This window comes from Marinifilum sp. D737 (assembly GCF_026672275.1).
GTDB lineage: Bacteria > Bacteroidota > Bacteroidia > Bacteroidales > Marinifilaceae > Marinifilum.
This window is the reverse complement of sequence record NZ_JANQCD010000009.1, coordinates 87,249-105,921: the sequence shown is the minus strand read 5'-3', so window position 1 is coordinate 105,921 and position 18,673 is coordinate 87,249. Positions and strand designations below refer to the sequence as shown.

The following is an 18,673-nucleotide window of genomic DNA, read 5'->3' as shown; positions in this document are numbered from 1 at the left end:
TAGTTTAGTGCAAAATTTGTTGTTATGGAGTGGTATTATTATTTATTGGTTGTTCTTGTAGGAGTTTTTGCAGGATTTTTAAATACTTTGGCTGGAAGCGGATCGATTATAAGTTTGGCAATGTTGATGTTTATGGGCTTGCCGGCAAATGTTGCCAATGGTACCAATAGAATTGCCATTCTGATGCAGAATATTGTTGGGGTAAGTAGTTTCAAGAAGCAGAAGGTATTTACTTTTAAGGAAGGAATATGGTTGGCTGTCCCTGCAATTGTTGGTTCGGTAATAGGTGCAAGCTTGGCCGTTGAAATCAACGAGGAAATGATGGAGAAAACCATTGGAGGACTTCTGGTATTTCTCTTTTTTATTGTCCTTTATAAACCTGATGCCTGGGTAAAAGGTCAGGCTGGATTGGTTCGTTCTAAGCCAAGTGTCTGGCAAATTATAATCTTCTTTTTTATTGGATTGTATGGTGGGTTTATTCAAGCAGGAGTAGGCTTTTTCTTATTGGCAGGTTTGGTATTGGGAGCAGGTTTCGATTTGGTTAAAGCCAATGCCATTAAAGTATTTATTGTTCTTCTTTATACTCCTTTTGCTATAGGTGTGTTTATTATGAATGGACAAATCGATTATAAGATTGGCTTTATCTTAGCTGCAGGTAATATGATTGGAGCATACATAGCAGCTAATTTTGCTGTAAGTTGGGGAGCCAAATTTGTTCGTTATATCTTATTAGCTGTTATCATCTTTGCTTCCCTTAAGTTTCTTGGTGTGTACGAGATGATTGGATTGATTTAACTATCAAGTATCAAGTATCAAGTATCAAGTATCAAGTATCAAGTTGAGCGACTTAATAGCGTTTATAAATCTGTCAGTGTCTGAATTTGATATAGAAAGAATTACGAATTCATAATTTCGAATTGTGTAATTGCCAATGGATTTCCGATCTTTGTAACAGCTAACAGCTAACAGCTAACAGCTAATTCAACTGGAAATGATAAGTTATGGTTCCCTTCTGATATGCAGGAGCACCGCTATCGGAATTGAATTTGGCCTTTAGAGCGGCTTTTTTTGCAGCCTCAAATAGGGTAGAGTTGCTTGTAGTCGAACCAGGCATTCCCGGGCGTGCATTCACAACTTTCCCATTCTTGTCAACAGTAATCTCTACAACAACTTTTCCGCCTTCCTGAAGGTTGTAATGGGGCTTAGGTATCGATAGGGAGTTACGTCCCTGTAAATCGTATGAAACGCCTTTACTTCCTAATCCTGTTCCACTGTAATTGTCAGAATTTGGCGAACCGGTTGGTTTGCCCTGGTTTCCGCTTCCAGTACTTACGCCTTGGGAGGAATTAGATGAAGTTCCCTGTCCAAAAACATTTTTAGCCCGATTGTTAATGGCATCAATTTTTGCTTGTCGTTCTGCAGCTTCACGTTTTTTTCGTTCAATTTCTTCCAGTCGTTTTCTTTCAGCTTCGGCTTCTTGCTGTTTTCGGATCTCCTCTTGTCTTTTTTTATCGGCTTCTATTTTAGCCAATCTATCTCTTTCAGCTCTGGCTTTTCTTGCTTTTTCGTCAGCCGCTTTTTTCTTTGCAATTTCTTCAGCAGATGGCAAGTCCGGAGCATCCTCGGTATCCTGAGTCAATACTTTTTCTTGAGCAGAGCTTGGCTTTGGTTCTGTTTTGGCAGGTGCTGATTTAGGGACTGAAACAGGATTGGCAGCAGCAACTTTCCTCTGAGCTTTAGAAGGTGCAAGAGCTCTACTTCCTACACCTTGGTTGGAGTTTCCAAAATTCACAAGAATCCCTTCTTCTTCAGGAAGTGGGAGGGGAGTTCTAAACCCCAGAAAATACAATAGCACGATTAATCCAATGTGGAAAAACAGTGTGCCAGCAAATCCTATTCTCTTGTTTTTGGATTCTTCCATATCTACTTTGCTCGTGTTGCCAATATCAATTTGTACTTGTTATCCTTCGCAATATTCATCACTTTTACCACCTGCTCCATAGGAACCGATTTATCAACGTGAAGCGATATTGTAGGATCTTCTTCCCTTGCCAGTTTTCTTTGCAATTTGTATTCCAATTGTGAAAAAGGAACAGGAGTTGTTTCAAGATAAAAATTGAAATTCTTATCGATCGAAACTGTAGTTATTGGCTTAGCAGCAGTTTGGTTACTGCTTTTTGGCAATAGCAATTTTAATGCGTTCGGACTAATTAAGGTTGATGTTACCATGAAGAAAATTAGCAACAAAAACACAATATCAGTCATAGAAGACATACTGAAAGCTGCACTTACTTTATTTCTTGTTTTTAGAGCCATGTTTTTTACTTGATTGGTTCATTCAACAAATCCATGAATTCTGTAGTTGTAGCTTCCATATTGAAAACCACTTTTTCAACTTTAGCCACTAAAATATTGTAGGCGAAGTAGGCAATAATACCAACTGTAAGACCTGCAACGGTGGTTACCATTGCTTGGTAAATACCGCTCGATAGTAAACCAACATCAATATTGTTTCCTGCATTTGACATGTCGTAAAAAGCCTGAATCATTCCCATTACCGTTCCAAGGAATCCAATCATAGGTGCAGCACCGGCAACGGTTGCCAAAGTAGGCAGGTTTTTCTCTAGTTTTGATACTTCAAGATTACCGATATTTTCAATAGCAGCGTTTACATCGTTTAGTGGACGACCAATACGTTTAATCCCTTTGGAAATCATTCTGGATACTGGAGTATCTTTTGATTGACACAAAGCCAAAGCAGAATCAATTTTACCTTCATGAATGTAATCTCGTATGCGATTCATAAAGTTTGAATCTTCTTTTGTTGCTTTACGGATAGCAAAATATCTTTCTAAAAAAATGTACATCGCAATTACCGAAAGAGCAAAAATAGGAATCATGATCCAGCCTCCCTTAAAGGCCAAATCAACAAAATTTAAAGTCAGTTCTGTTGCTTCAGCTCCTTGTTCCTCTATAGGCAATTCATTTTGAGCCATTTCTTGTACACCTGCAATAAGCGATAGATAATTCATATACAATTTTTTCTAGTTTGATCTAATACATAAAAAAACGAGATATAATACGGAATATTATATCTCGCTAAATTAATATTATTGATTTTATTCCCCTATAGAAATTAAGGGAAAATGAATCTTTATTCTAATGCAATAGGATTGCTTGTAAATAGTATACTCCGGCACCGGCTAAATACCCGATGAATGCAAGAAGAGTAATCTTTTTTAAGTACCAAATGAAATCGATTTTTTCCATACCCATTGCAGCAACACCGGCAGCAGAACCAATGATCAACATAGATCCACCTGTACCAGCACAATATGCAAGGAATTCCCAGAACAAACCATCTTGAACAAAGTTTGCAGCATAACCAACAGCTTCAGCACCTTCGATAGGATACATACCCATTGCAGCAGCAACCAATGGTACATTATCAACAATTGATGAAAGTACACCAATAATCAAGTTAATGATATAAATATCATGAACATTCTTATCCAACCATGATGCTAAAATATCTAGATGACCTGCAGATTGCATACTTGCTACAGCAGAAAGAATACCTAAGAAAAATAGTACTGTAGGAACGTCAACTTTTTTCAATACACCAGTTACATTCAAACGACTCTTAAATTCGTGATCTTTGTTACGGTGCATAATTTCAGTAACAACCCACATAACACCAAGTCCGAATAACATACCCAAGTATGGAGGCAAGTGTGTTGTAGTTTTAAATACAGGAACAAATAGTAGAGAAGCTACACCCAAACAAAGGATGAATACTCTTTCTTTGTGGGTTGTATATTCCTTGTCCTCACCTTCGGTTAGAGCAGGGCGTGTAATGTGTCCTTTTAGGTAAGTACTTACGATGATCAATGGAACAATCATTGTAAATAAACTTGGAACGATAACTCGAGTGATGATATTGATTGTTGTAACCTGACCACCAATCCAAAGCATAATGGTAGTTACGTCACCAATTGGAGACCAGGCACCACCGGCATTTGCAGCCAATACAACCATCGATGCAAAGAACCAACGATCTTTTTGGTCGTCAATTAATTTACGGATCAATGCTACAATAACAATTGTAGTAGTTAAGTTATCAAGAGCAGCAGACATGAAGAAAGTTAAAACACTTAATACCCAAAGTAATTTTACTTTGTTAGTAGTTTTAATCTTGTCGGTAATGATTTTAAACCCTTGGTGTTGGTCTACAATTTCAACAATAGTCATAGCTCCCAAAAGGAAGAATAGAATTGTAGAAATTTCAGACAGGTGATGAAGTACTTCATGATGGGTAATGAAGTCCAGCATACCATGGGCATTATCCATTCCAGGATTATGCGCTACGTATTCATTCCAGGCTCTACTCACTCCCGATGAAAGGATATCAACTCCGCCAAATACGTAAATAGTCCAGGTCAGCACACCGATTAAAAGTGCTGATGCTGCTTTGTCAATTTTTAGTGGATGTTCAAGGGCTATTGCTGTATAGCCAAGAACAAATACCACAACCATTAATGCAAACATAATAATTGATTATTTTAGGTGATTTAAATTTTTTAGATACTTAAACTGCTAATATACTAATATTTGTTTTTCAAAATCAGTTAGCAATTAAAGAAAAAAATCGAGAATTATTAATGCTGCAGAACATTGAGGTAGCGAATATAAAGCAGTTCTATTCTGCTTTATCCTTTTTATTGTCCTTGTTTTTATTGCCTCGTAAAAAGCTCATGTATTTTTTGAATAGGCCAGAGAAAGTATTAAAATCCTCTTTGTAAAAAATACCTATTCCCTGTGTGTTTCTTGATTCCTCGTAGACCAAATATTCATTGGAGCGAGTAAAAGCTTTTAGTTGTAATTTACCCTTTTTATCCAGTTTAATATTCACATCCACATCCCCAACAATATCATTGGCTCTTTCCTGGCTGTTACTGGTACCAACATTACCGTTGATGGTTACTTTATCATCGAAGACCTGAGTTGATAGAGCGACTTGAATTTCGTCGCTGGTAAGATTATCGCCTGGGCGATAACTAACCCCAATATCAAAATCGTTGCTAATTTGGCTTAACCAATTGGAAAGTTGATTGGATAATAACTCGCTGGTAGTTACACCAACTGCATAACTCGAGTTTTTGTTTTCGAAATCAGGATCAGTAGATCGAAGGTACTCAGGTGTGTAAAATCTATTTAAAACCAAAAGGGATAGAATTTGCTTATTGGTTTCATCTTCTGTAGAAAATAAACCTTCCAGAATACTTTGCGTTTGCTGATCTAATGTAGGAAATTCGATATTAAACTTGATGATTGGATTCTCAAGGTTTTGGCTTAGGTTCATATTACATTGAACCGGAATCTTTCTGTTGATATCAATGTATGGCGTATTCAACAACAAATCGTATAAGGTTGTTTTAACATTGTATACTGCATCAATATTTACTGTTGCATTATAAGGATCACCAGCCCATTTTATATTTCCACCATTTGAAAGGTCGAATTTTTTATTGATTACATTCTGCAAAGTAAAAAGGTAACTACCTTTTTGGATTGTGTAATCACCAAATATCTTAAATTCTCCTTTGGTATCAATTTCTAGTTTTAGATTTCCACTTCCTTTTGCTTTTAGAACATCACCAATTTGCGAGTCAAAAATAATTTGAATATCAGTTTCAGGAGTAATTTCAAGGTCGCAATTCATGCGAATTCCTGATAAATCAATTTTGTATTCCTCTTCTTCTTCGCTCTGACCAGCTCTATTTGTATTAACGAATGTAATGAAATTACTTTCCTGAATGTCACCACTATTATTAATGGGAACATATACTCTTGTGTTTTTATCCGTTTTTGCTCTAATTTCTATTTCCAGATCATTAACTGGTCCAAACAGATGAGTTATACCTGTTACGTATGCTTCTCCATAGAACATTTCATTGTCGGATTCCTTTGTGTCAAGAACGTTGAAGTTTAAGGTGTTTACTGAAAGATCTAGTTGCAAATCATTGAATTGTTCATGTGTGATTGCACCAAACAGCATTGCGGACTGGTCATTTTGATCCTTTATGGTAAAATTGTCGAATCGGAGTTCGCCGGGCATGATGCTAATGCTATCATTACAGTAATATGTTGTTTTAAGTGTATTTACAGTAAATTCTGCTTGTTCGAATTTTAATTTACCAACTGATTTTAAATCATCTGTATGACCTTCGATATGAATACTTCCCGAAGTATTACCTTTGATATCAGATATATTTTCTTGCAGATAAGGGTTTAATAATTCCATTCGCATTTTATCGATATTAATATCCATATATAAAGAATCAGAATCTGGGAAATAATCTCCCGTTACCTCTAGCTCTTTACGCGATGAGAAATCTGTAAACGACGAAAAGCTTAATTTTTTTTGATATTTGTCCCAATCACTAATAAGAAATAAATTACCCAGGGTATCCTGATTAAGGATTAAATCTTCAATCATTACGTTTGAGTTGGATAATCTATCGCCATAGAAGTCCGAAATCTGAACATACCCTTTTACAGTACCATTGATACCTATATTTTGTTCACGCGTTAAATCGTTTAAATTCTTCAGGCTGATGTTTTGAATTCTAAAGTTTATACTGTCATTTGGATTGTTTGAAATCTTACCATCCAGACCAAAGAATTGATTTTCGCGAGCAATTTTAAAATTATCTATTTCATAACTGGTACTATCAATTACAATACGCGATTCGGGAATGGACCAAATGCTGTCGGCCATAATAATAGTACTTGGCAACAGGTTAATGTCCCACTTCACATTTTCTGATGTTTTTGATTTCTCTACTTCACCTTCAGCTGATAAAAATCCACTATAAGTAATTTTATCCCAATTGTTCCATAGTACATCGAGTTTGATTTTGTTTTTTTCAGCAATTAGTTTTTGTGAAAGGTTATACAAACCAAAATTATCAGAGAACTTAAACTTGTTGGTTCTTCCTTTTAGGGTAAGTTTTTCCCTATCTGTATTTAAATCAATCTTTAATTCATCCAAAGATTTTCCTTCTACAACAAGCTTTGGAGTTTCAAAATGCAGGTTTAATTTACGATCAACAGCAATTATTTCACCTTCTAAACTGGTTTCTGGAGCAATGCTAAAATCCGGGAACAACACCGAAGTAATCGGTTCAGTATCCTTGAGCTTTAATTGAAATTTAAAATTATTGGTACTATCTATTTTTGCGTATTCTTTGTTTGGTGCATATGCAGGCAAATAGTAAAAGGCTAGGTTTGCAATGGAGGATATCAATTTGCTAACTTCATAATTACCTTCGACTTTTACATCTGAAACATCAGAATTTAAAATCATTTTTTTGAACTCAGGAGATGTAAAAGAGTTAATGGTAAATTTATTCAAAAGAAATTCGCCTAAGCTATTTTTATAATTGGTTTTGTTAATCTCTATTACACCATTGGCATTATCAAAACTACTACCAGTAAAGTTGGCATTAACAGACAAGCTAAGTTCTGCCTTCTGATCGGTAGTGTTTAAATGCAGAGGAAATAATTTTGCATGATTTAGGTGTGAACTAAAGTTCATTGTTGGAACCTCTTGTGAGAAATCCACCTTACCAGCAAAATCAAAACCTATGTTAGGGTCTTCAATAGAGACTTTACCATCAAATTGGGATTCTGAGAAGAACCCGTTAAGTGTTAAATTTTTGTATTTGTAATCGTAAAAGTCAACTTCACTAATGTTTCCTTTCATGATTCCTTGGGTGGTTTCAGGAGATGTGTAACCACTAACCGAAACATTTAATGAGATCTCACCAACCTTTTCTTGTTCAATTAAACCACCAAGATTAAAATTATTTGTTCTTAGATCACCATTAAAATCGAGTTTGTTATTTCCCTGATTTGGTTTAAACAGGATATCGGTTTTCAAATCTCCCAATTCAGTTTTGAACTTACCATAGAAAACAAAATCATTGATAAAACCATTAAATTTCCCTTTGTATTGAATCAATCCAAGATTGTTAAAATATTCAGGTAGTTTAAAATGTTCTTTGGAGTAACCGGGAATATATACTTTTTCGATATCTGAAATGCTTGTGGTTAACTCTTTAAAATCGGCTTGAAGGTATGCATCACTAAGGTAAGGCAAGCCATTCATATAAAATCTTCCCTTCAAAGCAGTGTTATCGCCATATACAATGTCAATATCCCGTCCTCTTAAATCGTATATGGTACCATAAATTTTTCCCGACAAATAACCTGTTTCTCTGAATCCCAGCAGTTTTTCATTGAAATAAGCCAAATCCAAAAAGCTTAATCTTGATGATTTTAGCAGGAAATCGAGTTGCATTTTTTTAGTGAACTTTGCCCAATAGCCTTGGTTGGGTTCATAATTGAAATAAAGATGCTTTGCTACTACTTTACTGTGTTTTGAAATAATGTTCACATCAGACAAACCCCATTGATTACTGGTAAACCAATTGTTGGCTTTAAAATCTTTTAATACAAATCCTGATTTTTCTTTACAGCTGAGATGCTGCAGGTAAAAACCAACCGAATCACCCACTACCTTTATGTTTCTGGCCTGAATATTTAAATCAGTTACAAAAATATCATCGTAGTTCATTCCAAAGTCTTGTGGAATGTAGTCTGCGGTTTTGTATCCAAAACTAGAATTTTCCATATCAACATTTGCAACAGTAATGTTCCATGATTTTTGTGTTGTATCCACAGGACTTGAAGAGTTGCTGTTTGACAAGGAATCAAGAAATACCTCGATGTTTAAAATACGTTCTTCATCTTCGTACAGGTTGAAGAATGTATTCGAAAGAGTAAGTTTATTAATGTAAAATTCTTTTTTACTGATATTAAAAGAATCAATATTGACTTTTAGATTATCAATGTAAACCAAGGTGTCTTGTCGGTAATCCTCAACATATAAGCCTTTTAAAGTAATACTTTTAAAGGGGGAAATATTTACTCCTTCAATCCCAATTGGAGTGTTAGTTTGTTCCGACAAATAATTGGCAATTTTCCTACTTATGTGAGTTTGAACTGTACTACTTAGGAAAAGCAAATACATGATGCAGGGAATCATAATGATAACTGCTGCAGTCCAAATTGATATTTTGAAAAATTTTTTAATAATTTTGCCGTTTTGTGAGTTGCACAAAATTAGGTAAAAAGAAGAAGAAAGTAACAACAATAAAGGGTGATTGGGAGCTTTTTTGATTTTTTTAACGATTGGTAGGATAAATCAATTTAATTGCCCGACATAATAAATAAAAAGATGAGTATAACTATTCTTGGAATTGAATCATCATGCGATGATACTTCCGCATCGATATTAAAAGATGGAATCATTTATTCCAATATTATTGCCAACCAAACCGTACATATGGATTATGGTGGGGTAGTGCCTGAATTGGCTTCGCGTGCTCATCAGCAGAACATTATTCCTGTTGTGCATCAAGCCATGGAGAAAGCAGGGGTTACTGCCGATGAAATTGATGCTGTAGCTTTTACAAGAGGTCCGGGTTTGTTGGGATCTTTAATGGTAGGTACATCATTTGCAAAAGGGTTTGCAATGGCAAAAAACATTCCTTTGATTGAGGTCAATCACTTGCAAGCTCATATTTTGGCTCATTTTATCGATGATTTAAAGAATACTTACGATCATCCGGAGTTTCCATTTTTGGCGTTGCTGGTTTCCGGGGGTAATTCGCAAATAATTGTTGTAAAGGATCATTTGGAAATGGAAGTAATTGGCGAAACCATTGATGATGCCGCAGGTGAAGCTTTTGATAAGTGTGCCAAGGTGATGGGATTGCCTTATCCCGGAGGGCCGATTATTGATAGAAATGCGAAACAAGGAAATCCACATGCATTTGAATTTAGTAGACCAAAAATTCAGGGATTGAATTATAGTTTTAGTGGTTTGAAAACTTCTTTCCTATACTTTATTCGCGATAAAGTGAAAGAAAACCCAAATTTTATACAGGAAAATATGAATGATTTGTGTGCATCTTTACAATACACAATTGTTGATATTTTAATGAATAAGGTGAAACGGGCTGCTCGCGAAACCGGAATTAAGCAGGTTGCCATTGCTGGTGGGGTTTCTGCGAACTCAGGATTACAAAATGCACTACACGAAGCTGCTGAAAAATTTAACTGGCAGGTTTATGTTCCTCAGTTGGGGTATTCTTTGGATAATGCAGCAATGATTGCGATAACTGGTTACTTTAAATATTTAAAGAAAGAATTTGTGGGGCAGGATACGGCTCCATTTGCCAGAATGACAATTAAATAATTGTGCAGATTATTAAATAATATAAAAAAAACGGAAGCCCATCGCTTCCGTTTTTTTATTCTGTAATATTTAAATAGTTTTTCAGAACAGATATTGAATGATCATTAAAATGAGTCAAATCAAGAATTAAAACTTCTTTGTTTTTAAGTTTTAAGCTCATTTTGTGATTTTCTATCTTAATTTCATTGATGTCTTTCAGGTAAACTTTTATTTCTTTCGATTTCCAACCCGTTTTGTATTTTAACTTTCTTGAATTGATAATAAGGTACTCTTTGGGATATAAAATTTTACATCCCAGAAGCAAGCCAATAAAATAAACCGCTAAAGTAGCAAGTACAAAGATCAGATAGTTACCATGTGGTAAAAAATTAAAATACCGGTTGAAAATATACAGCAAAACTGCCGAAACCAAAAAAGCAATGGCCAATGCCAACTGTTTTGCTTTGGTTTCGTTGTTGTTAATTTTGTGATCTCTGATGTCGAATTCGAACTGAAGCATTTTTTAATTTCTTTAGAGTCTTCCCTAAAGTTACTAAATAACCAAGTTTTAGTAAATAAAAATTTATTCCTCTATTAAAATCTGATTGAATAAACTATTCTGTTCCAATAAATCGCTATACGATTGAGAAATTAAATCCTTGGCATTTATTTCCAGTAATTTGATATAGAAATTGCATTGTTCCTGTAGCTTTTCTTTCGGTATATCTCCATCCATATCAATGGCTTCAATTTCTATAAATTTACCAAGTCCTTTTACATCATCAATATGAAATTTTACATTCTCGATAAAATAGATTTCTCTTTTTTTATCTACTACACATCTACTTCCCATCGCTTTTTCAAGTATCTCTTTTAAAGTAGAATCAGTTTTGGTTTGGTACAAGTTCACCTTACTTTCTCTTGAATCTTTTGTATCTTCACGAAAATAGTGAATCAGGTTGTTTTCAATTTTTCCTTCACGCAATTTTAAACGTCCCGATTTGGCATGAAAATAGGTGTCAATTTGATGATCAACTCCTTTAAAGTCGGCATTATTCGATTTTAAAATTTCACGAATTCTATCTTGATTTTTGCAGTGAGCTTTAATTTCTACAGTTACAGGCATCTTTTTGTATTTTGCTTTTAAAATATGTCCGAAATATCGTAAAAAAATGATCTTAATTGAAGAATTTATCCAGGTAAAAGAGAATGAAAATAAATCGGTAACGCGATTGTTTTTATACGAAATGGCTTTTATGATGATTTTACATCGTTCTACTTGAGTGGAATGGCGTAGAATGTTTTAGTTAGGGCCATTGTTCTTTAAAGAATTGCCTTTCAAAAAGTTTTTATATCACTCTACTAGGAAGGAAAGAAATAAAATGTTTTGGTTGAACCAATTGTTTTTTTTCGAAACAAGTTTTATAATGTTTATATATTAATCTACTCCAGTTGAGAAGGGTAAAATGTTTCAGTAGTGTCTATCTTTTTCAGTAGAATGAGTTTTTATAAAGTATTTGGATTCATTTACTTTGGTGGAAAGCAGTATGAGTTTTCAGCTTATTGGTCTTGTACCGATAACTCAATAAGCTTGTTACTGATTTCATTCAAGTCAAGAACAAAATCAACATCTGATTCTGTTAGAGCCGCTTTGGGCATGATTGATGCAACTGCTTTTTCAGGATTTTCAACTAGGGTAGTTCCTCCGTAATCTTTAATGATTTTAAGGCCATAGGCTCCATCTTGATTAAGCCCGGTTAATATTACACCAACCAACCTGTTTTTATAGGTCCAGGCTGCTGATTCAAAAAGCACGTCGATTGAAGGACGAGAGTGGTGTACTTTTAGATCGGCCGAAAATGATATCGTTTCATCATTCTCAACCATCATATGGTAATTGGGAGGGGCAAAATATACATATCCCTTCTTGATTTCATCTTTTTCCTCGGCTTCTTTAATACTGAGTTTGCTTATGCCGTTTAAATATTGAACAAACGAATCATTATTATTGTCGCCAATATGCAGTACCACAAGAATTGGGAGTTTAAAATCGGCAGGCAAGGCAGGAATAATTGTTTTTAAAGCTTCCAGCCCTCCAAATGATGTTCCAATGACCAATGCTTTATTCATCAACCAATTTTCTTTTTAAAGATTTTTTGCTTGGAATCAATATCTACAAAGCTGTGCTCGTGTTGTGTAAAACGAAGCGATTCTTTCGATCCCAAACAAAGGTGACCGCTATGAATCAAACTTTCATGAAAAAGGTTTATGACTTTGTTTTGTAACTCCCGGTTGAAGTAAATCAAAACATTACGGCATAAAATTAAATTTACCTCGGCAAATACATGATCTGTAACCAGATTGTGATCTGCAAAAACCACATGTTTCGAAAGTGCCTGGTCAAACTTTATGGAACCATATTTTAAGGTGTAGTAACTGGATAGTTTTTCTTTACCACCAGATTTAATATAGTTGCGCTGAAATTTATCCAATTCCTGGGTTTTATAGATTCCATGTTTGGCGATTTCAAGCACTTTACGATTGAAGTCAGTAGCATAAACCTGGCATCTGTCCAATAAACCCTCTTCTTTTAACAGAATGGCAAGCGAGTATACTTCTTCGCCTGTTGAGCAGCCAGCATGCCATATTTTAATAAAAGGATAGGTTTTAAGAGTTGGCACAACATTTTCGCGAAAGGATTTGTAAAAATCCGGATCGCGAAACATTTCAGTTACATTAATCGACAAATCTTCCAATAAATCAATAAAAAAAGCTTTATCACGAAGCACTTTTTCTTGCATTTGCGAAATGGATGTAAAGCGACCAACAGACATTCTGTGCAATAATCTGCGCTTTACATGAGCTTTAGAATAATCCCTGAAGTCGTAGCTGTATTTTTGAAACACAGCTTCGAGAAACAAGGGAATTTCTATATCGATATTATCAATTACCGAAGACTTGTTTTGTTCCATTTTCTAGGCTATACTTTTGGTAATTTGGCTTAGAATTTTTCTTAAAGCTTCCTCTTTGAATGGTTTACTAATAAAATCATTCATTCCAGCATCCATACAGGTTTGTTTGTCTTCCACAAAAGCATTTGCTGTTAATGCAATAATAAAAGCCTTATCAACTTCTGGATGATCTGCTTCATAGCTTCGAATTTTTTGAGTAGCATTTAGGCCATCTAAAACAGGCATTTGCATATCCATTAAAATTACCTGGTAGTTGTTTTCTTTTTGCATCTCAAATGCTTCCAAGCCATTTTTTGCTACATCACACTGTAGGCCCATATGACGCAAAGTAAGAACAGCTACTTTTTGGTTAATAGGGTTGTCTTCTGCTACAAGAATTGATAATTGTCTTGGAATTTCCACGTTTTCATTATTAAACATATCCGCCTCCTTCTCTTTATATCCAAATTTTAGTTCAAACATAAACTCCGATCCAACACCTGGCTCACTTTCCAAATTGATTTTACCCCCCATAAGGTTGGTTAAATTTTTCGAAATTGCTAAGCCTAGTCCGGTGCCTCCATACTGTCTGGTTGTTGAACTGTCAGATTGAGTAAATTCTTTAAATAGTTTTTTCTGTGCGTCTTTTGAAATACCTATTCCAGTATCTTTTATAGTAAAAAACAAAGATACGTATTGATTGTTTTTCTCAAGACACTTTATTGATAATAGAACTGAACCTTTATGTGTAAATTTGATTGCATTATTTGCAAGGTTCATTAATATTTGATTGAGTCTAAATGAATCTCCTAATAAATTTTCTGGTATGTCTTTATCGATTTCAATATTAAATGTTATGCCCTTTTCAATCGCCTTAAAGTTAAGTAGGTGATAGATGGTGTCAGTTAGTTGTTTAATATCGAATGCAATATTTTCAATTTCGATTTGTCCGGCTTCAATTTTCGAGTAATCCAGAATGTCATTAATAATTTGCAAAAGATTTTCTCCCGATGTTGTCATTACTTTCAACATGTCTTTTTGTTCGTCGTTCAACTCAGAATCCAATAAGAGTCTCGATAAGCCCAACATACCATTCATTGGAGAGCGAATTTCGTGAGACATATTGGCTAAGAATAACGACTTGGCATTTGTTGCTTCTTCTGCTTTTTGTTTTTCAATAATTAATTCTTCATTCTTTCTTTCCAGGTATTCCAATAAAGTGTCAAGCTCTTTTCTCTGTCGGTACAGATCAAGAAATACTTTCACCTTTCCTTGTAAAATTTCAGGAATAATGGGTTTTGGAATAAAATCAACAGCGCCAGTTTCAATGCCTTTAATAATATGCAAATCGCTTTGATGAATGGCTGAAACAAAAATAACAGGAAGGTACTTCGTTTTTTTACGCTGACGCATAAATTCAAGTGTTTCGTACCCATCCATACCAGGCATTTGGACATCGAGAATGGCCATGGCGAATTCTTCTTTGAGTGTTTGTTTCAAGGCTGCTTCTCCCGATTCAGCTCTTACAAACTCAACGTCAAAATCGCTTAAAACCCTTTCTAAACTTACCAGGTTTTCAATTTTATCATCTACGATTAATATTTTATCTTTTTTCATTTGTTTTTTAATTCTTTCTAGTTGTAAAGCCAAATTTTCAACATCGAGAACAATTTGTTTTCGTCAATAGGTTTTGATAAATAATCATTTGCTCCCGAGGTAATGGCTTTCTGATAATCTTCTTTCATAGCCTTGGCCGTTAAACAAATGATTGGTATATCTTTTATTTCGGGAGTTTTCCTAATGATATTCATGGCTTCATAACCGTCCATTTCCGGCATCATGATATCCATTAAAACTAAATCGATATTATGGTTTTCTTTTAAAACGTCAACTGCAATTTTACCATTTTCAGCTTCAAGAACATCCATTTCTTTTTCTTCAAGAATCTTGCCTAAGGCAAAAATATTTCTGATTTCGTCATCAACAACGAGTATCTTTTTTCCCTTAAATATGGAATCATCAATTTCGGTAATTTTAACTTGTGGATTTTCAGGAGCTGTTGTTGCAACTTGGTACAAGAACAAACTAACTTCATCCATTAAGCGTTCGTCCGATTTTAATCCTTTTAATATTATAGAATTGGTGTATTTGCTTAACTCACGGTGCTCGCTACGACTTAACTCTTTTCCGGTATAAATAATTGTATTAGGAATTTTGACTTTATTCTCTGTAAGTTTTGCTAATAATTCATTCCCGGTAATATCTGGTAAGCCTAAATCCAAAACAATGCAATCGTATTTTTTAGTCGAAATTAATTCCAGAGCTTCTTTTCCTGTATTGGTTTCTTCAATTTGAACATTGGTTGGAGTAAGAATACTCTTGATTAATTGTCGGGTTACATCATCATCCTCAATTACCAGAATCTTTTGCGATTCGGTAAATAATTGAGTCTTCATTTTATCGATTACCTGGGTAATATTTGTTGCATTAACAGTAGGCAAATCGTTGATATTTCTTTCAAGAATTCCTTCAACAGGATTAATAATATGCATTGGAAGTTTTGAAGCATAGGCATGTAATCTTAGTGGATCGAGCACAGCTTCTCCCTTTTCCATTAGTAGATCTAAGCCAACAATTACTGCAGACGGTTGATGTGATTCGATAAGCTGTATTGCATCAGGAATATTTGCTGCTACCAAAGCATGGAAACTGTTGTTATGAATTTGATAATATAAATTTGTAGCTTCTTCCTGGTTCGGATGGATGAGTACAACACTTGCACCATTTTGAGGCACATCCCGATCATCGTCAATAAACTTGGGAAGTACAACAGCTTCATTACTGTGATCTATTTTTAATTCTACTTCCTTTTTTATTGGATTAGTAATATTTGGTGTTTTAGTGGATTGCTTTACAGGAACAAAAAGAGTAAAGCTTGATCCTTTATTCACTTCACTTTCCAGGTGTATTTCACCACCAAGCATTCTGGCCAGTTCTTTCGAGATAGAAAGTCCTAAACCTGTTCCTCCATATTTTCTTGAGGTGCTACCATCAGCTTGTTGGAATGCTTCAAAAATTGCTTCTTTTTTCTCAGGAGGAATACCTACGCCAGTATCCATCACGCAAATCGAACAAGTTTCGGTCGATTTAAGGTCATCTCTCCACAATTTAGAATCACCATTAACACGTTGCATAGATACACTTACAGAACCTTTTGAAGTGAATTTAAAGGCATTGGATAACAGGTTTTTGATAATTTGACTCAATCGAAGTTGATCGGTTTCAATTGTATTGGGAAAATCATCAGAAACATTTACATGAAAATCGAGTCCTTTCTTTTCAGCCTGATGTTTAAAATCCATTAAAACTTCACTTTTTATATCAAAAGGACTAACCTGTTCCATCTCAATGGTCATTTTCCCAGCTTCGATTTTTGACAAGTCTAGAATTTCATTGATCAATTGAAGTAAATCTTTACCACTCTTATTGATAATTTTAGCTGATTCAATATCTTCAGGAGTAAGATTTCCATTTTTGTTTTTCACCAACATTCCCGATAAAATCAGCAAACTATTAAGCGGTGTGCGCAATTCATGTGACATATTGGCCAGAAAATCTGACTTGTATTGACTAGCCTGTTCAAGTTCTCGAGCTTTGGTTTCCAGTTTTTCGTGTGCAAGCGAAAGTCCAGTGTTTTTTTGTTCAATTTCTTCCTTTTGAATTTCAAGTTGATTGGTTCTTTCTTCCAACTCTTCATTAGCAACTCTTAATTCTTCTTGTTGAACTTGTAATTTCTTCTCGTTCTCGGTTAAGATACTTGTTTGTTCGGCAAGCTCTTCATTTGCAACACGAAGTTCTTCTTGCTGAACCTGAAGTTCACTAGCTTGTTCTTGCGTTGTTTTTAATAATGTTTCAAGCTTAATACGTGCAAGAGTTGAAGCAATTTTAACTGTAATACTATCTTTTACCGCCTTTATAAAATCAATTTCCGGATCGGTAATGGTTTTACTTGCTGCCAACTCCATAACGCCCCACAACGCATTATCATATACCAAAGGTACTAGAACAATATTGCTTGGCATCATTTCTCCGGTTCCTGAGAAAATTGAAAAGTAATCAGCGGGAACATCTTTAATATGACCAAATTTATGTGTTGCTGCAGTTTGTCCAATTAAACCATGTCCAATCCTAATGTTTTTGTATTGATTTTTATCAGGAATTCCAACAGAAGCTGCTAGGCATAGACTTTCTTGATCTTCCTTATAGATATAAATTGCACCTAATTCAGCTCTTAAGAAAGCTGTCATATACTGTAATGCTTTACTTGCTACTTCATTTAATTCATGATCACCTTGTAACTCATCGTTTAAGTTGTTCACACCAGATCTGAACCATAAGGTTTCATCGTTTTGTGCCTTGGAATGTTTTAGAGTTTTTACCATCTGATTCAATGAAACTGATAGTTCATCCTCTTTTGATTTTGGAATTAAGCTGATGCCCAAGTCTCCATTGGCTACTTTTCTAGTGTAAGAAACAACATTCTGAAAATCAGTCTGAATGCTTCTGAATGATTTTGCTAAGGAACCGATTTCATCTTGAGTTTTAATATTTAAAGGTTGGCGATAGTTTCCTTTAGCAATTTGTTGGAAATTGTCAACCATTTCTTTGACAGGCATTGAAATTGATCTGGAAATGTAACGCGATAGGATCAGGAATAAAACACTAATAGAAATGGAAATAAATAGAATTGCCCATATTAATGCAGAATTAATTTTATGAGATAGGGAATTTACTTCAAGACTAATATTTGCATAATGATTTTGTATAAACTCTATATTTGCTTGTAAGCTATTTATATCAATTTCAACGTCGTTTTTTAAGAGTTGATTTTTAATTTGTTCAGTTAATTCCATAGCTTTTTGAGAAAGAGTTCTGGAATTGTCCATTTCTTCACTTTTCAGTGAATTCAATAATCTGAATCTTGATACAAGTAGCTCTGCATTTGCATATTCATGATTAAAAACTTCCGGAAATCCATCAAAAAAATAGTTTGCGATTTCATGATTTTTTTTTGTTTTATAATCTTCTCGCAGTTTTAGCAGATTATTAACCAATTCGTTAGAGCGATCAATATAAAAAGCTGATTGTTCACGATATTTAGGCTCTTTGGTGAGTTGGTAATTGTAGAAATTATCAACACCAGATTGCAATAGACTTTCATGTACTCGTAAGCCATTAATCATGATACTTAGAGTTCTACTGGTGCTAAAAAAGAAACTTGATGTTAAGCTTAGTACCAAAATACTTAATAAAGTTAAAATCGTTAAAAGTAGAAGTTTGGATTTTATACTCCAATCTCTAAACTTTTTGATGATAAAATGCATAATATCTTTGTGTATTTGAGTTTTAAGTGTTA

General features: G+C 34.6%; 13 protein-coding genes. 2 read left to right on the top strand and 11 right to left on the bottom strand.

The genetic code is table 11. The features are described 5' to 3' along the window. The first annotated feature begins 24 nt into the window (after positions 1–24). Positions 25–795, top strand: a complete 771-nt coding sequence (locus NQ163_RS07795; RefSeq protein WP_110361527.1) for a sulfite exporter TauE/SafE family protein — start codon at positions 25–27, stop codon at positions 793–795. Between the two features lie 181 nt (positions 796–976). Here the strand turns inward: NQ163_RS07795 and NQ163_RS07790 are convergent, their stop codons facing one another. From NQ163_RS07790 to NQ163_RS07770, 5 genes are all read right to left on the bottom strand, one after another. After that, positions 977–1,921 carry a cell envelope integrity protein TolA gene (locus NQ163_RS07790; RefSeq protein WP_268189747.1) on the bottom strand — a complete coding sequence of 315 codons (945 nt, stop codon included), beginning with the start codon at positions 1,919–1,921 and terminating at the stop codon, positions 977–979. A gap of 2 nt (positions 1,922–1,923) precedes the next feature. Then, positions 1,924–2,316, bottom strand: coding sequence for an ExbD/TolR family protein (locus NQ163_RS07785; protein WP_268189746.1), 393 nt, complete (start codon positions 2,314–2,316; stop codon positions 1,924–1,926). 5 nt (positions 2,317–2,321) lie between these two features. Beyond that, complete coding sequence (locus tag NQ163_RS07780; RefSeq protein ID WP_268189745.1) at positions 2,322–3,032, bottom strand: MotA/TolQ/ExbB proton channel family protein; 711 nt, start codon at positions 3,030–3,032, stop codon at positions 2,322–2,324. A 127-nt stretch (positions 3,033–3,159) separates the two neighbouring features. Beyond that, positions 3,160–4,548 (bottom strand): sodium:proton antiporter NhaD, encoded by a 1,389-nt coding sequence (gene nhaD, locus NQ163_RS07775; RefSeq protein ID WP_268189744.1) that lies wholly within the window; start codon positions 4,546–4,548, stop codon positions 3,160–3,162. Positions 4,549–4,699: 151 nt separating this feature from the next. Continuing rightward, positions 4,700–9,034, bottom strand: coding sequence for a translocation/assembly module TamB domain-containing protein (locus NQ163_RS07770; RefSeq protein ID WP_268189743.1), 4,335 nt, complete (start codon positions 9,032–9,034; stop codon positions 4,700–4,702). Positions 9,035–9,304: 270 nt separating this feature from the next. On the opposite strand from NQ163_RS07770, the gene tsaD reads away from it, so the two are divergent. Further along, the gene (gene tsaD / locus NQ163_RS07765; protein ID WP_268189742.1) at positions 9,305–10,327 is read left to right on the top strand and encodes a tRNA (adenosine(37)-N6)-threonylcarbamoyltransferase complex transferase subunit TsaD; all 1,023 of its coding nucleotides are present in this window, start codon (positions 9,305–9,307) and stop codon (positions 10,325–10,327) included. Positions 10,328–10,382: 55 nt separating this feature from the next. On the opposite strand, the gene NQ163_RS07760 is transcribed toward tsaD, so the two are convergent. The 6 genes from NQ163_RS07760 to NQ163_RS07735 all read right to left on the bottom strand — a co-directional run bounded on the left by NQ163_RS07760 (position 10,383) and on the right by NQ163_RS07735 (position 18,641). Continuing rightward, positions 10,383–10,826, bottom strand: coding sequence for a hypothetical protein (locus NQ163_RS07760; RefSeq protein WP_268189740.1), 444 nt, complete (start codon positions 10,824–10,826; stop codon positions 10,383–10,385). A 63-nt stretch (positions 10,827–10,889) separates the two neighbouring features. After that, positions 10,890–11,432: a class IV adenylate cyclase gene (locus tag NQ163_RS07755; RefSeq protein ID WP_268189739.1), complete on the bottom strand. Its 543-nt coding sequence runs from the start codon at positions 11,430–11,432 to the stop codon at positions 10,890–10,892. 434 nt (positions 11,433–11,866) lie between these two features. Beyond that, positions 11,867–12,436, bottom strand: coding sequence for a chemotaxis protein CheB (locus NQ163_RS07750; RefSeq protein ID WP_268189738.1), 570 nt, complete (start codon positions 12,434–12,436; stop codon positions 11,867–11,869). Next, a complete protein-coding gene (locus NQ163_RS07745) occupies positions 12,436–13,278 on the bottom strand; it encodes a CheR family methyltransferase (RefSeq protein ID WP_268189737.1) in 843 nt (280 codons plus the stop codon). Before NQ163_RS07745 ends, NQ163_RS07750 begins: the two co-directional genes overlap by 1 nt. Positions 13,279–13,281: 3 nt before the next feature. Further along, a complete protein-coding gene (locus NQ163_RS07740; protein ID WP_268189736.1) occupies positions 13,282–14,874 on the bottom strand; it encodes a response regulator in 1,593 nt (530 codons plus the stop codon). Positions 14,875–14,891: 17 nt separating this feature from the next. Continuing rightward, entirely contained in the window at positions 14,892–18,641 is a 3,750-nt protein-coding gene (locus NQ163_RS07735) for a response regulator (protein WP_268189735.1), read from the bottom strand. Positions 18,642–18,673 lie beyond the last annotated feature (32 nt).